Here is a 20,350-nt window from a genome sequence, read left to right as displayed (position 1 = left end):
GTTCCCTTTCCTACACCACCGGCGGGTTACCGGCGCGGCATCGACGAGACGAGATCCGCGACGCGGGCGGGCGCCCGACCGAGCAGTGCCGCCGTCACGGCGCTTCCCGCGACGAAGCCGTGATCGTCGTAGAAGTCGAACATCGCCGCCAGACGCTCCCGGGTATCCGCGGGCAGGTCGCGGCCGTGGCGCTCCATCCACACCGGGACGGACACCTGCTCGATCTCCACCGACCGCCCGGCGACCGCGCACAGCTGCCGCACACTCACCGAGTCCGGTCCCCCGAGCTCGTAGGTGGCGCCGTGGTGGATGTCCGTACCCTCGACGAGGACACGGGCCGCCACCGTCGCGACGTCCGACAGGGCGACGAACGAGAACGGCGCGTCGGGGTCGTAGGGGACGTCGAGTGCATCGACCGAGCCGTCGAGGACGGATGCGAAGTTCTCCGTGTACGCGCAGGGCTGCAGAACGGTCCACCGCACCCCGGAAGCGTGCAGGATGTCCTCGCAACGCGCCTTGTCGAGGTGGTGCGGCATCGCCGGCGTGTACGGCCAGGCGACGGAGTGGTAGACGACGTGATCGACACCTGCCTCGGCCACCGCCGCGAGGAACCGTTCGAACAGCGCCGGTTCGTCGGGGTGCATGTTCGGGGCGATGAAGTAGACGCCACGGCAGCCCGACAGGGCGTCGACGAGCCCGGCACCGGTCTCGAGGTCGACAGCACGATCCCCCGCCTGCCGAGCGGTGTGCACCACTCGGCGGACGGGGGTCGTGTCTGCTGTCTCCAGCGCCGCGATGACAGCCGTTCCGGTCTTCCCCGCGGCACCGATCACTGCGAGATCGGTGCCGCGGGAGAAAGTGGCCGTCGTCGACATCAGTTGCCGATGAAGTCGTACTCGGCGAACTCGGCACCACCCGACAGGCGGGCGTAACCGGGACCGCGGTCGAAGAAGGGCTCTTCCTCGCCGCGCTCGGCGCGCATCTGCGCACGCAGCGCCTCGGTGGCCTCGACGTCGGCGACGGGCTCCTCCGCCGAGGTGTCCTTCAGGATCACGCCGTAGTCGTCGCGGGCGCCCTCGACGGACACCTTGCGCCACAGCACGTCCCGGACCACCTCGTCGATCGGACGATCGAGCGGGTCGCCCCAGCCACCGCCACCGGTGGTGCGGATGCGCACGACCTCGCCGGCCTTGATCGGCTCGGCGTCCGTGAGGGCGTCGAACTCGCGCTCGTTCGGGCCGCCGGGATCGAGGGTGACGGAGAACGGCTTGCCGGCCTTGCCGCCCTTGACGCCCCAGCAGGCGAGGATCGAACGGTCCGCGATGGACATGAAGTTCGCGTCCTTGAGCATGCGGATGTGCTTCTCGTAGCCGAGACCACCGCGGTAGCGGCCGGCCCCACCGGAATCGATTGCCAGACCCAGCTTCTCGACGATGAACGGGAAACGGCTCTCGGTGAACTCCGTGGGCAGGTTCCGCGAGTCGGGCACCACGTGGATGGTGTCCTCACCGTCGGCGTAGTGCCGGCCGCCGGAGCCGCCGCCGAGCACCTCACGCATGAGGTAGGAGTGGCCGTCGAAGTCCTCGCCGTACACACCGGTGTAGCGGATGGTCTCCTGGTCGGCGGGCATGTTGCCGTCGACCGCCTTGGCGACCACACCGGAGAGCACACCGAGCAGACGCAGGATCACGAACGTGCGAGCGTTGGTGGGAGCGGGGAAGATCGGCGTGATGAGCGTGCCCGGCTCCGGGAACCTCATCTCGATCAGCGGCACGACACCTTCGTTGACGTCCAGTTCCGCCATGCGGTCCGGGGTGTCGGCCAGGTTGCGGAGGATCGGCGCCAGCCACTTGATGAGGAAGTTGCCGTCGGCGTAGTCACCGCAGTGGTTGATCGGGCCCTTCGCCTGCGGACCGGTGCCGTTGAAGTCCAGGATCAGGCGCTCGCCGCCCTCGTCCTCCGGGGAGGTCTTGGTGAGGGTGATGCGCTGCACGTGCAGCATGGGCTCGTCCACACCGTCGTGCTCGGCGTAGTCCTCCCAGGTGTACGTGCCCACCGGGATCTTGCTGAGGATCTCGCGGCGGTAGGTCTCCGTGGTGGCGTCGAGGATCGCGTCGAAGCAGGCCTCGACGGTCTCGACACCGTAGCGTTCGAACAGTTCCGACAGTCGACGCGCACCCATGAGGCACGCCGAGCACTCGGCGTCGAGGTCGGCGGCGAGCGAATCGGGCATGCGGGAGTTGCGGGTCATGATCCGCAGTGCCGCCTCGTTGGGAACGCCCTGGTCCCACAGCTTGATCGGCGGGACCATCAGTCCCTCCTCGTACACGGTGGTCGCACCCGAGGGCATGGAGCCCGGGCAGCAACCGCCGATGTCGTCGTGGTGGCCGAAGGCCTGCACGAACGCGACCACCGAAGGCTCGGTGTCGCCGGGGCGGGTCGCGAAGACCGGGACCGTGACGCACAGGTCGGGCAGGTGCCCGATGCCGCCTTCGGAGAGGTAGACGTCGTTGTGGAAGAAGACGTCGCCGGGCTTCATCGTCTCGAGCGGGAAGTCCCGCGCCACCGGATGCACGAGCGCCGAGTACGAACGACCGGTGAGCTTGCGCAGGTTGCGGTCGTGGATGCCGGCACGGAAGTCGTGGGCGTCGCGGATCATCGGCGAGCGCGAGGTCCGGGAGATGGAGGTCTCCACCTCCATCTCGACACTGGCGAGGTAGCCGGCGACGATCTCGACCAGCACCGGATCGGGAGCGCTACCCGAAGCGTCGGTCAGCCGGAAGGGCTTGCGGGTCGTGGCCGCGGCGGGTTCGAGAGTCGCAGTCATCGGGTGGCTCCGTTCGAGTCGGACGTCTTGCTGAGGCGGATGTTGCCGAAAGTGTCGATGCGAGCGCGGAATCCGGGATGAACCGGGATGGTCGAGCTGAATTCCTCGATCACGGCGGGACCTTCGAGTTCGTCGCCGGCGCCGAGGCGGGCGCGGTCGTACACGCGGGTGGTGACCCACTCGTCGAAGTACGCCTGACGGGTGCCGGTGAGCGCGTCGTCCGCCCCCGTGCCCGGGGCGATCTCGGCGAGTTCCGGTCGCTTGATGGGGCCGATACCACTGACGCGGAGGTTGACCCATTCCACGTGCTGGTGGGGATCGTTGCGGAAGTCGTAGCCGTAGAGCTCACGGTGGGCCTGGTGGAAGCGTTCGGCCGCCTCGTCCATCAGTTCCTGGGTGATGGGGCCGTCGCCGACCGGCACACGCACCTCGAAGGCCTGGCCGAAATAGCGCAGGTCCGCCGAGCGGGCGTACTGCCGCTGATCGGGCCCGAATCCCTCGTCCTCCAGGGCACGTTCGGCCTCGGCCGCGAGGGCGTCGAGTCCGGCCTGTAGTTTCTCGATCTCCAACCGGTCGTGGCGGCTGACGTGCGTCTGCACATAGTCGTTGCGGACATCGACGGTCAGCAGCCCGAAGGCCGAGACGTTGCCGGGCTCGAGCGGCACGAGGACGTCCTTGAGACCGAGGATGTCGATGAGGCGACAGGCCAGCAGCGACCCGGAGCCGCCGAAGGTCACCAAGGTGAAGTCGCGGACGTCGAGACCACGCTTGACGGTGATCTGGCGCAGCGCGTTGGCCTGGTTCCAGGCCGACACTTCGAGAATGCCCGTGGCGCACGCCTCGAATTCGAGGCCGAGACGGTGTGCGAGCTCCTCGACGCCCTTGCGGGCGAGTTCGGTGTCGAGCGGGATCTCACCGCCGAGCAGGTGGGGAGGGATGCGACCGAGCAGGACGTGGGCGTCGGTGATGGTCGGCTCGTTGCCACCCTTGGCGTAGCACAGGGGTCCGGGATCGGCGCCCGCCGACTGCGGGCCGACGCGCAGGGTGCCCTCGGGGGTCATCCACGCGATGGAGCCACCGCCGGCGCCGACGGTCACCACGTCGATCATGGGGATCTTGGACGGGTAGACACCCACGCGACCTTCCGTGGTGAGTGCCGGCTCGCCGCCGACGACCACGGTGACGTCCGTGGAGGTGCCGCCACCGTCGCAGGTCAGCACCTGGTCGACACCGGCGACGCCGGCAATCAGGGCCGCACCCAGGGCACCGGCTGCAGGGCCGGAGAGCACGGTCGTGATCGGCTGGTGCACGACCTCCTTCGCCGACAGCACGCCACCGTTGGACTTCATCACGTAGAACGGGATGTCGCGCTGTTCGCCCTCGGCGGAGGAGAACTCGCGGAGCCGGTTCGCGATGTTGTTGACGTAGTTGCGGATGTTGGGCTTGACCGCGGCGTCGACGAGGGTCGTGATGGACCGCTCGTACTCGCGGTACTCGCGCAGCACCTCGCTGGAGATGCTCACGGTCGCCTCCGGGTACTCCTCCATGAGGACGTCGCGGACGCGGCGCTCGTGCTCGGGGTTGGCGTAAGAGTGCATGAGGCACACGCCGACGGTGCGGATCTCGCGGTCCTTGAAGAAGCGGGCGGCGGCGCGGACGTCGTCCTCGTTCAGGGGACGAATCTCGCTGCCGTTGTAGGCGAGACGACCGCGGATGGTGCGGACACGGTCGGCCGGCACGATGCGGTCGGGCTTGACCCAGAAGTAGGAGTTGCCGTAGCCGTCGGGGACCGACTGGCGGGCGATCTCGAGGACGTGTTCGTAGCCCTCGGTGGTGATGAATCCGAGGGTGCCGACCTTGCCCTCGAGGAGCTTGTTGGTCGCGACGGTGGTGCCGTGACTGACGGCGTCGATCGCGTCGCCGGTCTCGCCGAGCTGCGCGAGGACCTTCTCGATGCCTGCGAGGAAGCCGATGGCCGGATCCTGCGGTGTCGACGGGGTCTTCGTGGTGACGATGGCGCCGGACTCGTCGTCCACCGCGACCACGTCCGTGAATGTTCCGCCGGTATCGATACCGACCCGAATCTTCCTGGATCCCATGTTTCCTCCTGGGTTCGTCTCGCCGGTGTCCCACCTGACGTCTGATGACATTCCACCCCCTGAGCGGCGGTGTTTCTTTGTCACATCTCGCCGAACTCGTCGCCTGGAGTTCGGGGTTCGTGCACCTGCCACCTGCAGACGACGGCACCCCCGGGCCGTGATGGCCCGGGGGTGCCGTGGAGATTCGACGAGAAGGTCAGCGTCGGGCGAGGATCGCTCCCAGGGCGACGCCCGCCAGCGCGATACCGGCGCCCACTCCCGCGGACAGCAGAACGGTTGCTACCGAAGTTGTTCCGGCCGGTACCGGTGCAGCGGACGCAGCGGCCACGGGCAGCGCGGTGGTCTTCACACCCGCACCCTCGGCGACCTCGGCCGCCTCGGCTCCGTTCACGCCCGCGACAACTTCGGCTTCGGCCGCACTCGGCGCCGCCGGCAGACCGTCGGCGATCACACCGTCGATGCCGTTGAAGAACACACCGGCCATCTTCTTGGCGACACCGGTGATCATCCGTTGTCCGACACCACCGACCATGCCGCCGACGACCGCGTCCGCGTCGTAGGTGAGCACGGTGCCGCCGTCGCGTTCTTCGAGACGCACCGTCACATCGGCCTTGACCGTTCCCGGGGCACCGGATCCCGATGCCGTCATCACGAACGATTCGGGGCGATTCTGCTGCGACAGAACCACTTCCCCGTCGTAGGTGCCCTTGATGGAGGCCACTCCGGCGGTGATGGACAGCTTGTAGTGGTTGTCGTTGATCTGCTCGAGCGACTGCACGCCCGGGATCGTCGCCGCGAGAACACGGCCGTCCTGCAGGCTGTCGTACACCACGTCGGGAGGTGCCTGCAGTTGCGCGGTACCGGCGATTCTCATTCGTTCTCCTTGTTTCGGGACGCCGCGTGGGTCAGACGCAGCTCGAACAACTCCGAGGGGGAAATCGGCATGCTGGTGATCGGGATACCCTCCGCGTCCTCGACGGCCGCGGCGATCACCGCCGACGTCGGGATGACACCGGCCTCACCGGCGCCCTTCATCCCGAGGGGATTGAGTGCGGACGGGGTGACGGTGTGGTCCATCTCGAGAGAGTCGGGCATCTCCGTCACGAAGGGCATGAGGAAGTCCATGTACGACGCGTTGAGCATCTGCCCGTGCTCGTCGTAGACGATCTTCTCGTAGAGTGCGCCGCCGATGCCCTGCGCAACCGCGCCCTGCACCTGGCCTTCGACGATGCGCGGGTTGATGACGTTGCCGCAGTCGTGCACCACCGCGTACCGGAGCACCCGGATCTCGGCGGTGACGGGATCGGTCTCGACGATCGCCGCGTGGATTCCCGACGCGAACGTCGAGGTGGGCGGCGAGTAGTAGCCGGTCGCCTCCAGGCCGGGCTGCTCACCCTCGAGGACGGGCGGCACCGACATGTCGGTCTCGGCGTTCGCGAATCCCGTTGCGCGACGGGATGCGTCGTCGAAGGCGTAGCGGAGCGGGTTCGACAGTACGGCCACGACACCGAGTGGGATCGAGGTGCCCTCCGCGCCGGGTTCGGTGCCCACCACGCACACGTGCCCCTCGCGCAGTTCGAGATCGGCGACGTCGGCGTGGAGGTGGTCCGCGGCGATCTTCTTCGCCTTCTCCGCCACCATCTGCGCGGCGACGTGGAAGGCGGATCCGGACATCACGGCACCGCGCGAGGCGAACGTGCCGACCGCGTACCCGAATCGGCGGGTGTCGCCGGTGACGATCTCGACATCGGAGACCGGCACACCGAGATCGTCCGCGACGATCTGCGCGAAGGAGGTCTGGTGTCCCTGGCCCTGGGTGGTCAGGCCCGTGGCGGCCTTGACCTTGCCCGAGGTCTCGATGAGCACGTGTGCGCCCTCGTACGGGCCCGGTCCCGTGCCCTCGACGTACGCTCCAACACCGATTCCGACGCGGCGGCCCTCGGCGCGGGCACGTTCCTTGTACTCGGCGAACTCGTCCCAGCCGATGAGCTTCTTGAGCTTGTCCATTCCGGCCTGGTAGTCGCCGGTGTCGTAGATGAGGGGACGGCCGTCCTGGAAGATCAGGTGGAAGTCGTAGGGCATCTCCTCGGGGCGGATGAAGTTGGTCTCGCGGACCTCGAGGACATCCTTGCCGAGATGCTTGGCGATGGCGTCCATCGCCCGCTCCATTGCGAACACGCCCTGGGGTCGTCCCGCGCCGCGGTAGGGCGTGACGATGACCGTGTTGGTGTACAGCGAATAGGCGTCCACCCGGAAGGCGCGCGGTTTGTAGGGGCCGAGCACCTGGGTGGAGGTGTTGAGCAGCACGATGATTCCGTACGGCAGGTACGCGCCGTTGTCGTGCCAGATCGAGAAGTCGAAGGCCAGCAGCCTGCCGTCGTCGTCGAACCCGACGGTGACCTCGTGGACCTGCCCGCGCTCGTGGGCGCTCGAGATGAAATGTTCGCGCCGGTCCTCGACCCACTTGACCTCGCTGGAGATCCCGGCCTGCCCCAGCTTGCGGGCGGCCCAGGTGACCATGACCTCCTCGGGCCACGGGTGGACGATCTTCACACCGAAACCACCACCGACGTCGGGGGCGATGCAATGGACCTTGTTGTGCGCCATGCCCAGTCGCGCGGCGATCGCAGCACGGGCGGACGTCGAGGTTTGGGTGGACGTCCAGAAGGTCAGCACCTTCTCGTCGTCGTCCCAGCGGGCGTAGACGCCCTTGCCCTCCATCGGCATCGACGCCGAACGTTCGATCTCGAGGTCGAGGGTCAACGTGTGCGGTGCCGCGGCGAGTTCCGCCTCGATGTCGCCGAACCCGTGCTGGAGGTGCGCCGCGACGTTGTCGGGCACATCCGGATGGACGACGTGCTCGGCGTTGCGTGCGGTGTCGACACCGACCACGGCCGGAAGGGCCTGGTAGGTGATGTCGATCAGCGCGCAGGCGTCCTCGGCGATGTACCGGTTGTCGGCCACGACCATCACGATCGCCTCACCGACATGGTTCACCTCGTCCTTGGCGAGCGGATATCCGTTGCGCGGAGCGGTGATCGCGGGGTGCGGGATGAGCAGTGGGAGATTCTCGGCCATCTCGGGCGAGTCGGCCTCGAGATCGTCGTAGGTGTAGATGGCGTGCACGCCCGGCAGTTCGAGAGCCGCATCGACGGCGATGTCGAGGATGCGGGCGTGCGCGTGCGGCGACCGGACGAAGGCCGCGGCGAGCGCGCCGTGCCCGAGATCGTCGAGATAGCGGCCGTTACCGCTGACGAGCCGGTTGTCCTCGACACGCGGGATGGGCTTGCCGAACGACTTGCCCGACTCGGTGGCACCACCGATGTCGGCGGGGGCGAGGTCGGTTGCCGTGCTCGTCGAGACCGAGGTGGAGACGGGCGAATCGGAGACGCTGGTCATGCTCGTCCTGCCTTTCCTCCGACCGGAGCGGTGGCGCCGCGGACCTTGGCGTCGAGCGAGGCGCGTGCCGCCTCGCTGTCGGGGCCGAGCGGTGAGCCTCCGGACCGTTCGCGCTTGATCTCGGCGGCGCGCAGCACGGCCGCCCGGATGTTCTGGTAGCCCGTGCACCGGCAGAGGTTGCCGGCGATCGCATCGGTCGCCTCCTCGTGGGTGGGCGACGGGTTCTCCTCGAGGAAGGCGGCGATCGTGGTGACGAATCCCGGTGTGCAGAAACCGCATTGCAGACCGTGGCAGTCGACGAACGCCTCCTGCACGGGATGCAGGGTGCCGTCCGGTTCGACGAGCCCTTCGACCGTCGTCACCGAGCGGCCCTCTAGGCTCGCAGCGAGCACGAGGCACGACCGCACCGGCTTGCCGTCGAGCAGCACCGTGCACGCGCCGCACACACCGTGCTCGCATCCCACATGGGTCCCGGTCTGGCGGAGGTGATGACGGATCGCGTCCGATGCCAGCGTGCGCGAGGGCAGCACCACGGTCTGCGTCACGCCGTTGAGGGTGAAGGTCACGGCGACGTGATGCTCGCCGGTCTCCGCCTGCAGCTCGTCGACCTGTTCGGCGACGGTCCGCCGCGAGGCATCGCGACCACCCTTGTGGATCGAGCTCGTCATCGACTTCCTCCCGTGTGCATCGGTACCCGTGTGTCGTCGCGGATCGCGTCCTGCGCGGCCGCGAAGCCGACACGGCCGGTCAGTGCCGCCACCAGCTGCGACCGGTAGCGGTCGGTGGCGTGGATGTCCGCCTCCGTCTCGACGGTCTCGCGTGCCTTCTCCGCGACCTGCTGCCAGAGCGGGTCGCGCTCGTCGTGCGCCGAGGCTCCGCGCAGGATGTCGGTGTAGTCGACGACCTGCCCGAGTTCTCCCGCGGAGACGTAGGTCATCCGGGCGGACGTCACCGCGCCGTCCTCGACCTCCACCTGCGCGACCACGCCGACGAGTGCGTAGTCGCCGTGGCGTCGTGCGATCTCGTCGATGGCGGTGCCGGTGCCCGGCCGCGCAGCCGGCACCGTCACGCTGGTGGCGATCTCGTCGGCCTCGAGGGTCGATTCGAGCGGCCCGGCGAACAGCTCGGCGGCGGGGATCTGCCGGACTCCGCGGACGGAGCGAACGGTGAGCGTTCCCCCGAGCAGCGACAGCACGGCCGGCATCTCCGCGGACGGATCGGCGTGGACGATCGATCCCACGGTCGTTCCGCGATTGCGGATGGTCGGGTGTGCGACCAACCGGAGCGCGCGGCCCAGCAGGGGCTGGACCTGCGCGACCGTCGAATCGGATTCGAGCGCTGTGTGGGTGGTGAGAGCGTCGAAGGTGACGCCGAGTTCCGGTGAAGCGGAGATCGCGTCGAGGCGCGGGATCGAGCCGATGTCGACGAGGTGAGCCGGTGCCGCCAGGCGCATCGACAGCAGTGGAATCAGTGACTGGCCGCCGGCGAGCACTTTGCCCTCGTGCGCGACCCCCGCGAGGATCTCGCAGGCTTCATCGATCGACCGCGGTCGGTGGTAGGTGAGTGGCGACGGTTTCATTGAACAGATCCTGCCCGCATAGTGTGATCGGCGTTTCGTGGAGAAGTGACAAAGCTCACCGGTCGACCATGTCAGATGTAATAGAGGTCACGCGAACTCCTTCAGCCTCCCAGCGCCGCTCTCCCCGTCGGGATCGGGCTCCGTCCGGACCGGTTCTCCCTGATCGGAGGGGGTATCGGGATCCTCGGGGGCGGTGTCCTTGGGGGCGGTGTCCTTGGGGGCGATGACCCGGCACAGGTGGTAGAGACCGATAACGACGATGGTGCCCAGCGCGATGCCGCTCAGCGAGAACGTGTCGGTGAACTCGAGGCTGGTGTCGCCGATGGCGATGATCAGGCCGGCCGCGACGGGCATGAGGTTGCGCGGGTCGCCGAAGTCGACGTCGTTCTCCTTCCAGATCTTGGCGCCGAGCAGGCCGATGATGCCGTAGAGGACCACGGTGATACCGCCGAGCACGCCGCCGGGGGTCGCGGAGATGACCGCGCCGAACTTCGGGGAGAAGCCGAGGAGCATCGCGATGACACCGGCCGCGGCGTAGGCGGCCGTCGAGTACACGCGGGTCGCGGCCATGACGCCGATGTTCTCCGCGTAGGTCGTCGTCGGGGAACCGCCGACACCGGTGGCGAGGGCCGTGGCGAGACCGTCACCGGCCAGCGCGCGTCCCATCATGGGGTCGAGATCGGTCTTGGTGATCTCGGCGACCGCTTTGACGTGTCCGGCGTTCTCCGCGATCAGGGCGATGACGCCGGGCAGCACGAGCACGATGAAGGTGAGGCTGAACGACGGGGCATGGATGCCGACGACACCGGCGGCTTCGTCCGTGAACGGCGGCAGACCGAACCACGGCGCGGACGCGACGCCGTCCCAGTTCACGCGGAAGTGTTCGGTGACGGCGTCGGCACCGGCGTCGTAGGAGGTGATCGGTCCGCTGATCCGGTCGAGGATCCACGACAGTGCGTAGCCGAACAGCAATGCCAGGAAGATGGCGACGCGGCCGAGGAAGCCGCGCAGCACGACACTGCCCACGATCAGCGCGATCATCACCGTCAGCGCGACCCACTGATCCTGCGGCCAGTAGGTACCGGCCACCACCGGCGCCAGGTTGAAGCCGATGAGCATGACCACCGCGCCGGTGACGACCGGCGGCAGGATCTTGAAGACCAGCGAGCCGCCGAGGAAGTGGATCACCACACCGATCGCGGCGAGCACGAGCCCGGAGACCATGATCGCACCGGTGACCTCCGACGGCGAGCCGCCCTGGGCGTAGATCGCGGCGATGCCGCCGACGAAGGCCGCGGAGGTACCGAGATAGCTGGGGATCCGGCCCTTGACGACAGCGAGGAAGAACAGGGTGCAGAAGCCCGAAAGCATGACTGCGAGTTGCGGGTTGAGTCCCATGATGATGGGGAAGACGAAGGTGGCGCCGAACATCGACACCACGTGCTGGCCGCCCAGGCCGATGGTGCGGCCCCAACTCAGGCGCTCCATCGGCGCCACGACCTGTCCCGGTTCTATGTTCTTGCCGTCTCCGTGCACTGTCCAGATGGGCATATCGGACCTTTCAGCAGAGTGTGGGTGCCGATAGCGTTCACGTGGATCGTTACGCCTGTGTTACCGATCACACGTGTACTTCGGTAGCCGCAAACGCTAACGGAGCAGCTCCGGCCCGGCGTGGGAGGAATCTGCCAGGAGCGACCTTCCGAAATTGGCAAGATCGGTGGTTGATCGTCAGGAATCGATCCCGCGCATCGCGATGATCTTGAGGGCGAGCGAAAGGTCCAGCCGCAGTTCGGGCTGCTCGGTGAAGGGACCGAGGATCTTTTCGAGTTTCGCCACACGATAGCGCAGAGTGTTGTAATGAAAATGTAACTGGCGCGCGGCTTCTGCGATGTTGATGTTGGTGGCGAGGAGCACCTCGAGGGTACGGCACATGTCCTGCGCCTCGGCCGTGCCGTCGGTCAGTTCCTTGAGCGTCTCGCGCGCGAACGACTCGAGTTCCTCGGTGTCCTCGACGAGGCTCAGCAACCGGTACACACCCAGATCGTCGAAATGGGTCACCGCCCACGGCCCGGAGATCTTGCGCCCCACTTCGAGTGCCGTGCGCGCCTGGGCGTAGAGCACCGGCAGGTCGTCGGTGGACGACGACGCACGCGAGACCCCCACACCGAACGGGCGACGTCCTCCCCCACCGGCCCCGCGCACCTGGGCGACGAGTTCGTGCACGAGGGTCATCGTGTCGCTGCCCTCACCCATGAGCACGACGGTCTCGGTCGCCAGGGCCGTGACGGACGCTCCGGAATCGCGGCCGGCGAGCGCACCCGCGAACGCGCGGGCCTGCCGTTCCACGACGGGCAGTCGCGCCGGTGCCGCCGAGGAATCGTCGTCCACGCGATCGGGTTCGACGGCGACCACCACCACCGGGCGGTCGAGATTCCAGCCGAACATCTGGGCGTGCACGATCACCTGTTCGGGTTCACCGGCGCGGCCGCGCAACAGGTCCCGGACGAAGTTGGCCCGGTGCTTCTCCTCGACCGCCGACACTGCGAGTTCACGACTGACGACGAGCGCACACACCGTCGCCGCCTGCTCCACGAGATACAGATCCGGCGCGGAGAGATCGCGTGCGGGACAGAAGAACACGAGCCGGCCGTGGTCTATGCCATTGGCGGAGATCGCGGCGATCGCCACGTACTCGTTGCCGAATCGGTGCAGACCGAGCCCGCCCTCGATCGAATCGGTCCGCACCCGGCCAGTCGCGTCGACAGCCGCCGTCGAGGACAGCCAGGCGAAATCGGACTCTTTTCCGGCCCTGTAGGTCTGGCGTCCGTCGGGCGTGGTGATCAGAACCGCCCCGCCGAGCCGGCGCGAGATGCCTTCGGCGAGCGCCCTGTGCCCACCACCCGCCATGACGATCTCGAGCAGCCCGCGACGGAGGTGATCCGCCTCGAAGACCGCTTCCACCTGAGCGACGGCCATGTCGCGGAGATCCCGCGCGAGACGGTGATCCGCGACGACCTCCTCCGGCGTCGTCAGCACAGGGAGGGGAACGTCGTCCGTGAGACCCTGCGGCAGCGGGTGTCCGGTGTCGAGTCGGACCACCAGAGCCGAGACCTCGCTCCGGTCCAGCCGCGCCAGGAAGTCGGCGATCGGCACGGCGAGTCGCGCGAGCACGGTGGTGGAGGTGACGAGCAGCAGTCCCGGACGCAACCAGGGACCGATCTCGGGGAGCATCATCACCGCGACCCCGGTGACGGCTCGCGCCGTGGAGACGTCACCGGCGATCACCGTCGGTGCGACGAGGAAGCCCGAGGAGACGACGTCCGTGAGCGGGCAGGGTTCGAATGCGACCGCTGCGCTGTCCTCCGGATCGGCTGCGCTGCGATCCGGTTCGGCTGCGCTGCGATCCGGTTCGGCTGCGCTGGGCCCCGGTTTCTCAGCCTTGCGCACCGTCACAGCAATACCCGTCCACCTGCCAGTCGTTCACCCCTGCGTGGGAGACACGTGACATTAGAGGGCTGTGGCAACACCGTCAATCGCAGGCGGACAAGCCGCAGGTCGGGCAGCACGTCCCGCCGGGACCCGGTGGATGGGTCCGCGCAGTGTCGCGAGGCTGCGTCCGGTGGCACCGCGCGTGCTCACGAGGACCTCGGCGAAGATCGACACGGCCGTTTCCTCCGGGGTGCGCGCCCCGAGGTCGAGTCCGATCGGCGAGTGCAGCCGTCCCAGTTCGTCGGCGGACAGACCGGCCTCGCGCAACAGGGCGACCCGGCGCTCGTGCGTGGAGCGGCTGCCCATCGCCCCGATGTATCCGGCCTCGCAGCGGAGGGCCCGTTCGAGCAGTGGGATGTCGAACTTCTCGTCGTGGGTGAGCACCGCGACGACCGTGGTGGGGTCGATCGGCGCCGACTCGAGGAAGACGTGCGGCCACGCCACCACGACCTCGTCGGCGTCGGGGAATCGGGCGGGCGTCGCGAAGACGGGCCGGGCGTCGATCACCGTCACGCGGTAACCGGCAAACTTCCCCAGCGTGCACAGGGCGGACGCGAAGTCGATGGCACCGAAGACGTACATCCTCGGTCGCGGCGCGAAGATCGCCACGATCTGCGCACGCCCCTCGTCGACATAGACCTCCGAATCGCCGTAGGACAGGCGCAGGCGCACCTCGTCCCCGACGTCGGTGCCGTCGTCCCCGTCGAGGGTGACCACACGATGGTCGGCGGACTCCCGATCGGTAACGACGGCGACCGGCTCTCCAGCCCCGATCCGCCGTGCCACCTCGGGGAACTCGGGATAGGTCGCGGCATCGACCCGCTGCACGAACACCTCGATGGTGCCGCCGCAGGTCAGACCCACTCCGAAGGCGTCGTCGTCAGTGACGCGGAAGACCTCGGTCCGTGCACGCCCGTCGGCGAGCACGTCACCCGCGATGTCGTACAGCGCGCCTTCGATGCACCCTCCCGAAACACTGCCCACCACCTCGCCCGACCGCGAGACGGCCATCGCGGCGCCGGGTTCGCGCGGCGACGACTTCCAGGTGCGCACGACGGTTGCGAGCGCGAACGTCTCACCGTCGTCGAACCATCGCGACAGCTCGTCGAGAATGTCCCGCACAGCGGTCTCCTTACCGGTGTGTCACAGACGCGCGGCGACGGCCAGCGCGACGTGGTCGTGGAAGGGGCGCGCGACGACCTGCACGCCGATGGGCATGCCGTCACTCGTCCGCCCGACAGGGACGACGACGGACGGGAGGCCGGTGACGCTGATCGTGCGGCAGCTCGCCAGTGCCTCCTGCCAGGTGAGCAGCCGGTCGCCGACAGCGAAACGATCGTCGCTGAGCGGAGGCGCCCCGATGGACGCGACCGGCAGCACCAGCACGTCGCCCATCTCGTCGAGCAGGCGATGGATCAGCGCGGTGCGCCACGCCCAGAGGCCCTCCACCTCCCGATGTTCGGCGCGACCGGCCGTGGACAGCAGGTCGCGGATGACAGCACCGAAGCGGTCGGTCCTCGCCAGCGCGTCGATGTCGGCGTGGGTCTGGGTGGCCCTCAGCCGCCCGAACAACTCGTTCCCCTCTACCAGGGCCGACCCGCGGTATTCACGGGCACCGAGGCGCCGCGCGCTCTCGCGGACGACGTCCTCGATCTCGTCGTCGACGGGCACGGTGCCCTCCCCGGGCGCCCAGGTGATCGTCAGCGTGTCGACGTCGACGGTCTCCGGGTCGGTCCACGCGACGTGCGGTTCGGAGATCATGCGCAGGGCGAGGACGAGGTCGCCGAGGTTCCGTGTCATGGGCCCGACGGTCTGCAGCGCGCCGTGCACCGTCGTCGGATTGGCACGTACATGATCGCCGACGAGCACCCCCGGGTACTGGCCGTCCGCGGACACCCGGCCGACGGTGGGGCGGATCGAGCACAGGCCGGTGCAGTGCGCGGGCCAGCGCACGGACCCGCCGAAATCGGTGCCCAATCCGAGGACGCTCATGCCCGACGCGATCGACGCGGCTTCGCCCCCGCTGGATCCGCCGGGTGAGCGCGGCGACTCGGGGCTGCCGAGCGGGTTCACGGCCGGTCCGAACATCTCGTTGTCGGTGAGCCCGGAGGTCCCGAATTCGGGCGTGTTGGTCTTGCCGACGAGGATCGCGCCGGCCGCCTTCATCGCGGCGACGGCCGGTGCATCGACGACGGGGACGTTGTCGGCCAGCGCCCTCGAGGCGGCCGTCGTGCGCACGCCTGCGGTGGCGATGAGGTCCTTGACGGTGAACGGCACCCCGGCGAGCGGACCGGCCACCTCGCCGCGGTCGAGGCGTCGGTCGAGGGCGTCGGCCTCGGCGAGGGCACTCTCCGCCGCGACGGTGACGATCGCGTTGAGGCGCGTGTTCTGCTCGGCGATCAGGGCGAGATGGTCCTCGACGACCCGACGGGCGGTGACCTCGCGGTTGCGGACCACGGCGGCGATCGACCGCGCGTCGGCGCCGGTCCACGTGCCGGTGCGCTCGGTGTCGAGCGTCGGGGATCGACCGTCTACCGCCACTGGCCCTCCTTGGTCTGCGTTCGACGAGAACGCTATGGCCGGCTCCGGGTCCCTCCTACGTCCACACTCCACAGGAAGCCGGTCGCCGCGGTGTGAAGAGTTGATACTTTCCCGCCGGAACGGGCCTGAGAGGATCGGGGAATGATTCCGTCCTGGGCTCGTCTCGCGTTCGCCGTATTCGCGGTGAGCTGGGGCGCCAATCAGTTCGCTCCGATGCAGCTCGTCTACCGCGACCACCTGGGACTCGGCAGCGACTCGTTCACCGCGATGCTCGGCTCCTACATCGTCGGGTTGATCCCCGCCCTGCTCTACTTCGGGCGCGTGGCCGACCGGATCGGGCGTCGTCCGGTGATCCGGGCGATGATCCCGGTGAGCATCGTGTCGTCGATCGTCCTGCTTCTCGGCGCCGATATCCCGGCGTTGCTGTATCTCGGCCGGGTCCTCGCCGGATTGGCATCCGGGATGGCGTTCGGAGCAGGCACCGCGTGGATGAAGGAACTGAGCGAAGGTCCAGGTGTGGGAGCGCGCCGAGCCGCCGTCTCACTGTCGGCGGGATTCGGCAGCGGCGCCCTGTTCGCCGGTCTCATCGCGCAGTGGCTGCCCGCCCCCGACCGTCTGCCCTATCTCGTGCACATCGCTCTGATGGTGGTCGCGCTGGTACTGGTGTGGACCGTCCCCGACGCCCACCGGCCCCGCACCGTGCAGGGCTCGTGGCGCCTGTCGACGCTGTCGTCCCCGCGCTTCCGCTGGGGTGTCGTGCCGTGGGCCCCGTGGGTCTTCGGATGCGCGACCGTCTCGTTCGCCACGATGCCGCCGATCGTCTCGGGCCGCGTGGACAGCGTGGCCGTCGCGTTCACCGGCGTGGTCGCCGCCCTGACCCTGCTCACCGGTGCGTTGATCCAGCCCGTGGCCCGGCGCATCACCCGGCACGGTGAGGACCGTGGCGTCTGGACGGGGGTGGGTCTCGGTGTGCTGGGCTTCGTGACCGCCGGCGTCGCAGTGCTCGTCGACGGCCCGGTATCGGTGCTTGCCGTCCTCGTCACCGCCGTCCTTCTCGGCGGGGGTTACGGCATGCTGCTCGTCTCCGGTCTCGTCACCGTCGAGCACATCGCTCCGCCGGACGAGCTGGCGCAGACCGTCGCCGTCTTCTACTGCCTGATCTATCTGGGTTTCGCGGTGCCCTTCGTCATCTCGCTCGCCGCACCCCACGTCGGGTTCGTCGCATGCTTCGCGGTCGCCGTGGCACTGCTCGTGCTCGCGCTCGTCCCCCGGAAGTTGCTCGCCGATCAGGAAGCGACCCTCGTCGGCTCGCGCTGAGCGAGGCCGACGGGACTCTGGACGCGCACCTGCTCGAGCAGATCCGACAGCGCACCGGCGACCTCCTCGGGACGGTCGGCGAGCACGCGGTGACCGGCACCGACGAACCGCACGAGGTTCGCGTGCGGCAGCCGCGCCGTCATCATCTCCGACAACGACAAGGGCACGAAGACGTCCTCCGTGCCCGCCGCGACGACCACCGGCACTCTGGCGAGCACATCGAGGGCGGCGGACTCGTCGAGCACCGCGAAGTCGGCCAGCAGTCGCGACCAGGTGACGACGGAGGTCTCGTTCGACAGCGCCGATCCGACCACCCGCAGCCACGATTCCTCCGTGCGCCTGCGTGCGGCAACCGTGCACACCCGGCCCCCGGCGCGTTTCGACAACTCCATGACGCGCGGTGCACGCGACACCGCCCGGTGCACGATGAAGGCGGCCGGATGCCGCAGATAGCGTCCGATACCGCCGTCCGCGAGCCCCGATGCTGCGGTGGCGAACAGGCCGACACCCACGATGCGGTCGCCGACGGCGTCGGGGTGACGACGGACGTAGGACAGTGCGACCATGCCGCCCATCGAATATCCCGCCAGCACCACCGGTCCGTCCGGCGCGAGGGTCCGGAGCACCGCGTCGAGGTCGTCGGCCATCCCGGAGACCGTGCACGCCGTGACGTCGCCGGTCCCGGAACGACCGTGTCCTCGCTGGTCGTAGCGGACGATGCGCAGACCCGGCAGGTCCACCGATTCGCAGACGGCATCCCAGCTCGCGGCGTCCTGGCAGTGGCCGTGCAGGCACACGAGGGTCAGACCCGCATCCCGCGATCCGGTCACCGTGGTGGCCAACGGCACTCCGTCGTCGGCAACCACGGTCACACGAGCGATCGTGTTCGGGTCCGTACTCGACGTCGGCTCGGCCATCTCGCCTCCTGCACAGCGCATCTGCAGGAGTTGTCGCGTCGCCCTCGGGTGCCGTTAACCGCCGACATCGAATCGTGACGTCCGGTCGTCAGCGCGGGGCGAGCGCCCGGATCATCGGTGCGGGATCGCCCGAGGGCACCAGGGCGATGGCCGGGGTGGTCACGCCTGCCTCGACGTAGCGCTCCACATGCTCGCGGCAGGCCTCGGGTTCGCCGTGGATCACGAGGGCGTCGACCACGTGGTCCGGGATCGCTTCGAGGGCGGCCTTGCGGTCGCCTTCCGCCCACGCCTTCCACATGCCGGCGAAATCGTCCGAACGGCCGAGGAATTCGTGGAAGGCCCGATAGACGGGGACGTTCATGTAGGCGGCGATCATGCGGCGGCCGATGGCGCGGGCGGTCTCGGTGTCGAAGCCGGGGAGCACGAAGATCCGCGCGACGATTTCCTTGTTCTCGCCGCCCTCGTGGACGTAGGGCGCCACGGTGCGGACGTCGTCGGCGGACAGCCAGTTGATGATGGCGCCGTCGGCCTCACGCCCGGCCAGACGCAGCATGCCCGGGCGCAGTGCCGCCAGCAGCACCGGCGGCGCCGGGTCGGGTACGACGCCGGCCCGGAAGCCGTCGACGGCGAAGGTGTCGTACTTCTCGGAGACCTTCTCCCCCGCCAGCGCCGCACGCAGGAACCGCAGGGTGTCACGGGCACGCTTGAACGGTTCCTCGAAGGGGATGCCGTTCCACTTCTCCACGATGACGTCGGAGGAGGTGCCCACCCCGAGCACGAAGCGGCCGGGTGCGGCGGCGGCGAGGCTCGCGGCCGACATGGCCAGCGTCGCGGGGCCGCGAGTGTAGACGGGGACGATCGCGGTACCCAGGCGCAGGCCGGGAGCCCACACGCTCGCGAGGGTCAGCGGGGTGAACGCATCGGCAGCGCCGGCCTCGGACGACCACACGTCCGTGTACCCGAGATCGGGGAGCTCTTCGATGATGCGTCGCTGGTCGGGCAGGGGGATGCCGTCGAGCGGGACGGTCAGGCCCCATCGTCGTGTCGTGTTCTCCGTCATGACCGTCACCCTAGCCACACTGTGGTTCAGGTCATATCCGGGCGTGTCCCGCCCCGGGCGATCGAGCCCGCCCCGCGCCCACTCCGGTCCTCGGTGTCCGGCGTGTTCGACACCCACTCTCGCCACCGTGTCCGGAGAGTGCGGCATCACCGCGTTTTTCGATCGACGATCGACGAAGGGGAAACCTCCCGGCCCGTCACCGCGGCGAGGTTCGACGATGCGAATCTCGTGTCGGCCGCCGGGCTCGTTCCGATCATGGGTTTGGCACAGAACTGCGGCCTGCAGGCTCTCGCCGACGAACATCTCAGCGTTCCCATCGACAAGGGTGCGCACTCCGGCGACAAGATCGGATCACTCATCGCAGGATTGATCACCGGCGCCGACAGCATCGCCGACGTGGCACTACTACGGCACGGGGCGATGGGAACACTCTTCGACCGTCCGTATGCACCCTCGACCCTGGGATCGTTCCTGCGCACCTTCACCTTCGGACACGTCCGGCAACTCGGGTGCCGTCGCCTCCGTCAAGCTCCACCGCCATCACGCGATCATCGAGCAGGTCCACGCGGACCTGAAGAACTCCGCGCTTGCTCGTGTGCCGTCGTCTCGGTTCACTGCCAATGCCGCGTGGCTGGTCTGCGCGGTGATGGCGTTCAACCTCACCCGCGCCGCAGCCGCCGCCACCGGCGATCCGAAGCCGGTCAGGGCAACCACCGGAACTGTCCGGCGGACCCTCGTGTCGGTTCCCGCACGGATCGCGTCGTCGGCGCGCCGGTTGACGTTGCATCTACCCCTGCGCGGGCCGTGGGAACCGGCGTGGAACTCCCTGTTCGACACAGCGTTCGGGCGGAACCGGCCGATCGTCGGCTAACCGGCTCGTCCTTGCCTGTCTACGACACGAAAGATCCAGTGGAACAACCCGGCACGAGCGGTCAGGCGGTCAGCTGTGTCCAGACTCTGTCCGAAGGTGCGCAAAGGAAGTCACGACGACCGCATCAGCCGATCGGTGCATTGAGGCTAAATCCAATACCGTTCAGTTAGGGGGGTTTGCGTTACGATGAGGTGTGCCTCGGAGTGGATGGGTGAAGCCGGTCTCGGATCGGCGGTTGTCGGATGTGGTGT

Annotated in this window: 14 protein-coding genes and 1 pseudogene; 2 read left to right on the top strand and 13 right to left on the bottom strand. The window is 68.5% G+C overall.

Annotated elements, in window-relative coordinates; genetic code table 11:
• Positions 1-26 precede the first annotated feature (26 nt).
• The 11 genes from ACQR3U_RS19065 to ACQR3U_RS19015 form a co-directional block, all read right to left on the bottom strand.
• Positions 27-875, bottom strand: coding sequence for an SDR family oxidoreductase (locus ACQR3U_RS19065; RefSeq protein WP_039586499.1), 849 nt, complete (start codon positions 873-875; stop codon positions 27-29).
• Positions 875-2,827 (bottom strand): hydantoinase B/oxoprolinase family protein, encoded by a 1,953-nt coding sequence (locus ACQR3U_RS19060; RefSeq protein WP_006551022.1) that lies wholly within the window; start codon positions 2,825-2,827, stop codon positions 875-877. The genes ACQR3U_RS19065 and ACQR3U_RS19060 overlap by 1 nt, the downstream gene beginning before the upstream one ends.
• Positions 2,824-4,926: a hydantoinase/oxoprolinase family protein gene (locus tag ACQR3U_RS19055; RefSeq protein ID WP_230811178.1), complete on the bottom strand. Its 2,103-nt coding sequence runs from the start codon at positions 4,924-4,926 to the stop codon at positions 2,824-2,826. Before ACQR3U_RS19055 ends, ACQR3U_RS19060 begins: the two co-directional genes overlap by 4 nt.
• A 196-nt stretch (positions 4,927-5,122) precedes the next feature.
• Entirely contained in the window at positions 5,123-5,800 is a 678-nt protein-coding gene (locus tag ACQR3U_RS19050; RefSeq protein WP_230811179.1) for an SRPBCC family protein, read from the bottom strand.
• Complete coding sequence (gene cutA, locus ACQR3U_RS19045) at positions 5,797-8,325, bottom strand: aerobic carbon-monoxide dehydrogenase large subunit (RefSeq protein WP_230811180.1); 2,529 nt, start codon at positions 8,323-8,325, stop codon at positions 5,797-5,799. The genes ACQR3U_RS19050 and cutA overlap by 4 nt, the downstream gene beginning before the upstream one ends.
• Positions 8,322-8,993 (bottom strand): (2Fe-2S)-binding protein, encoded by a 672-nt coding sequence (locus tag ACQR3U_RS19040; RefSeq protein WP_006551027.1) that lies wholly within the window; start codon positions 8,991-8,993, stop codon positions 8,322-8,324. Before ACQR3U_RS19040 ends, cutA begins: the two co-directional genes overlap by 4 nt.
• The gene (locus ACQR3U_RS19035) at positions 8,990-9,904 is read right to left on the bottom strand and encodes an FAD binding domain-containing protein (protein WP_019290758.1); all 915 of its coding nucleotides are present in this window, start codon (positions 9,902-9,904) and stop codon (positions 8,990-8,992) included. Before ACQR3U_RS19035 ends, ACQR3U_RS19040 begins: the two co-directional genes overlap by 4 nt.
• A gap of 87 nt (positions 9,905-9,991) precedes the next feature.
• Positions 9,992-11,455, bottom strand: coding sequence for a uracil-xanthine permease family protein (locus ACQR3U_RS19030; protein WP_230811181.1), 1,464 nt, complete (start codon positions 11,453-11,455; stop codon positions 9,992-9,994).
• Positions 11,456-11,632: 177 nt separating this feature from the next.
• A complete protein-coding gene (locus tag ACQR3U_RS19025) occupies positions 11,633-13,357 on the bottom strand; it encodes a helix-turn-helix domain-containing protein (RefSeq protein ID WP_019290757.1) in 1,725 nt (574 codons plus the stop codon).
• Positions 13,358-13,411: 54 nt separating this feature from the next.
• Positions 13,412-14,515, bottom strand: coding sequence for an XdhC family protein (locus tag ACQR3U_RS19020; protein ID WP_006551033.1), 1,104 nt, complete (start codon positions 14,513-14,515; stop codon positions 13,412-13,414).
• 21 nt (positions 14,516-14,536) lie between these two features.
• Positions 14,537-15,934 (bottom strand): amidase, encoded by a 1,398-nt coding sequence (locus ACQR3U_RS19015; RefSeq protein ID WP_019290755.1) that lies wholly within the window; start codon positions 15,932-15,934, stop codon positions 14,537-14,539.
• 141 nt (positions 15,935-16,075) lie between these two features.
• Here ACQR3U_RS19015 and ACQR3U_RS19010 point away from each other — a divergent pair, with 141 nt between their 5' ends.
• Positions 16,076-17,251 carry an MFS transporter gene (locus ACQR3U_RS19010; RefSeq protein ID WP_006551035.1) on the top strand — a complete coding sequence of 392 codons (1,176 nt, stop codon included), beginning with the start codon at positions 16,076-16,078 and terminating at the stop codon, positions 17,249-17,251.
• Here the strand turns inward: ACQR3U_RS19010 and ACQR3U_RS19005 are convergent.
• Together ACQR3U_RS19005 and ACQR3U_RS19000 are read right to left on the bottom strand one after the other, a co-directional pair.
• Positions 17,221-18,168, bottom strand: coding sequence for an alpha/beta fold hydrolase (locus ACQR3U_RS19005; protein ID WP_019290754.1), 948 nt, complete (start codon positions 18,166-18,168; stop codon positions 17,221-17,223). The two genes, ACQR3U_RS19010 and ACQR3U_RS19005, sit on opposite strands and share 31 nt — an antisense overlap.
• A gap of 88 nt (positions 18,169-18,256) precedes the next feature.
• Positions 18,257-19,228 (bottom strand): LLM class F420-dependent oxidoreductase, encoded by a 972-nt coding sequence (locus tag ACQR3U_RS19000; protein ID WP_019290753.1) that lies wholly within the window; start codon positions 19,226-19,228, stop codon positions 18,257-18,259.
• A gap of 168 nt (positions 19,229-19,396) precedes the next feature.
• On the opposite strand from ACQR3U_RS19000, the pseudogene ACQR3U_RS18995 reads away from it, so the two are divergent.
• A pseudogene (locus tag ACQR3U_RS18995) lies at positions 19,397-20,099 on the top strand (hypothetical protein).
• Positions 20,100-20,350 lie beyond the last annotated feature (251 nt).

The organism is Rhodococcus sp. IEGM1339 (assembly GCF_050321925.1).
GTDB lineage: Bacteria > Actinomycetota > Actinomycetes > Mycobacteriales > Mycobacteriaceae > Rhodococcus > Rhodococcus pyridinivorans.
This window is presented reverse-complemented; position numbering and strand designations above follow the sequence as displayed.

Excerpts from the sequence above, each read along its gene's own strand:
- ACQR3U_RS19060 (WP_006551022.1), bottom strand. The coding sequence starts at position 2,827 with ATGACTGCGACTCTCGAACCCGCCGCGGCCACGACCCGCAAGCCCTTC.
- ACQR3U_RS19065 (WP_039586499.1), bottom strand. The coding sequence starts at position 875 with ATGTCGACGACGGCCACTTTCTCCCGCGGCACCGATCTCGCAGTGATC.
- ACQR3U_RS19055 (WP_230811178.1), bottom strand. The coding sequence starts at position 4,926 with ATGGGATCCAGGAAGATTCGGGTCGGTATCGATACCGGCGGAACATTC.
- ACQR3U_RS19035 (WP_019290758.1), bottom strand. The coding sequence starts at position 9,904 with ATGAAACCGTCGCCACTCACCTACCACCGACCGCGGTCGATCGATGAA.
- ACQR3U_RS19050 (WP_230811179.1), bottom strand. The coding sequence starts at position 5,800 with ATGAGAATCGCCGGTACCGCGCAACTGCAGGCACCTCCCGACGTGGTG.
- cutA (WP_230811180.1), bottom strand. The coding sequence starts at position 8,325 with ATGACCAGCGTCTCCGATTCGCCCGTCTCCACCTCGGTCTCGACGAGC.
- ACQR3U_RS19010 (WP_006551035.1), top strand. The coding sequence starts at position 16,076 with ATGATTCCGTCCTGGGCTCGTCTCGCGTTCGCCGTATTCGCGGTGAGC.
- ACQR3U_RS19030 (WP_230811181.1), bottom strand. The coding sequence starts at position 11,455 with ATGCCCATCTGGACAGTGCACGGAGACGGCAAGAACATAGAACCGGGA.
- ACQR3U_RS19000 (WP_019290753.1), bottom strand. The coding sequence starts at position 19,228 with ATGACGGAGAACACGACACGACGATGGGGCCTGACCGTCCCGCTCGAC.
- ACQR3U_RS19040 (WP_006551027.1), bottom strand. The coding sequence starts at position 8,993 with ATGACGAGCTCGATCCACAAGGGTGGTCGCGATGCCTCGCGGCGGACC.
- ACQR3U_RS19005 (WP_019290754.1), bottom strand. The coding sequence starts at position 18,168 with ATGGCCGAGCCGACGTCGAGTACGGACCCGAACACGATCGCTCGTGTG.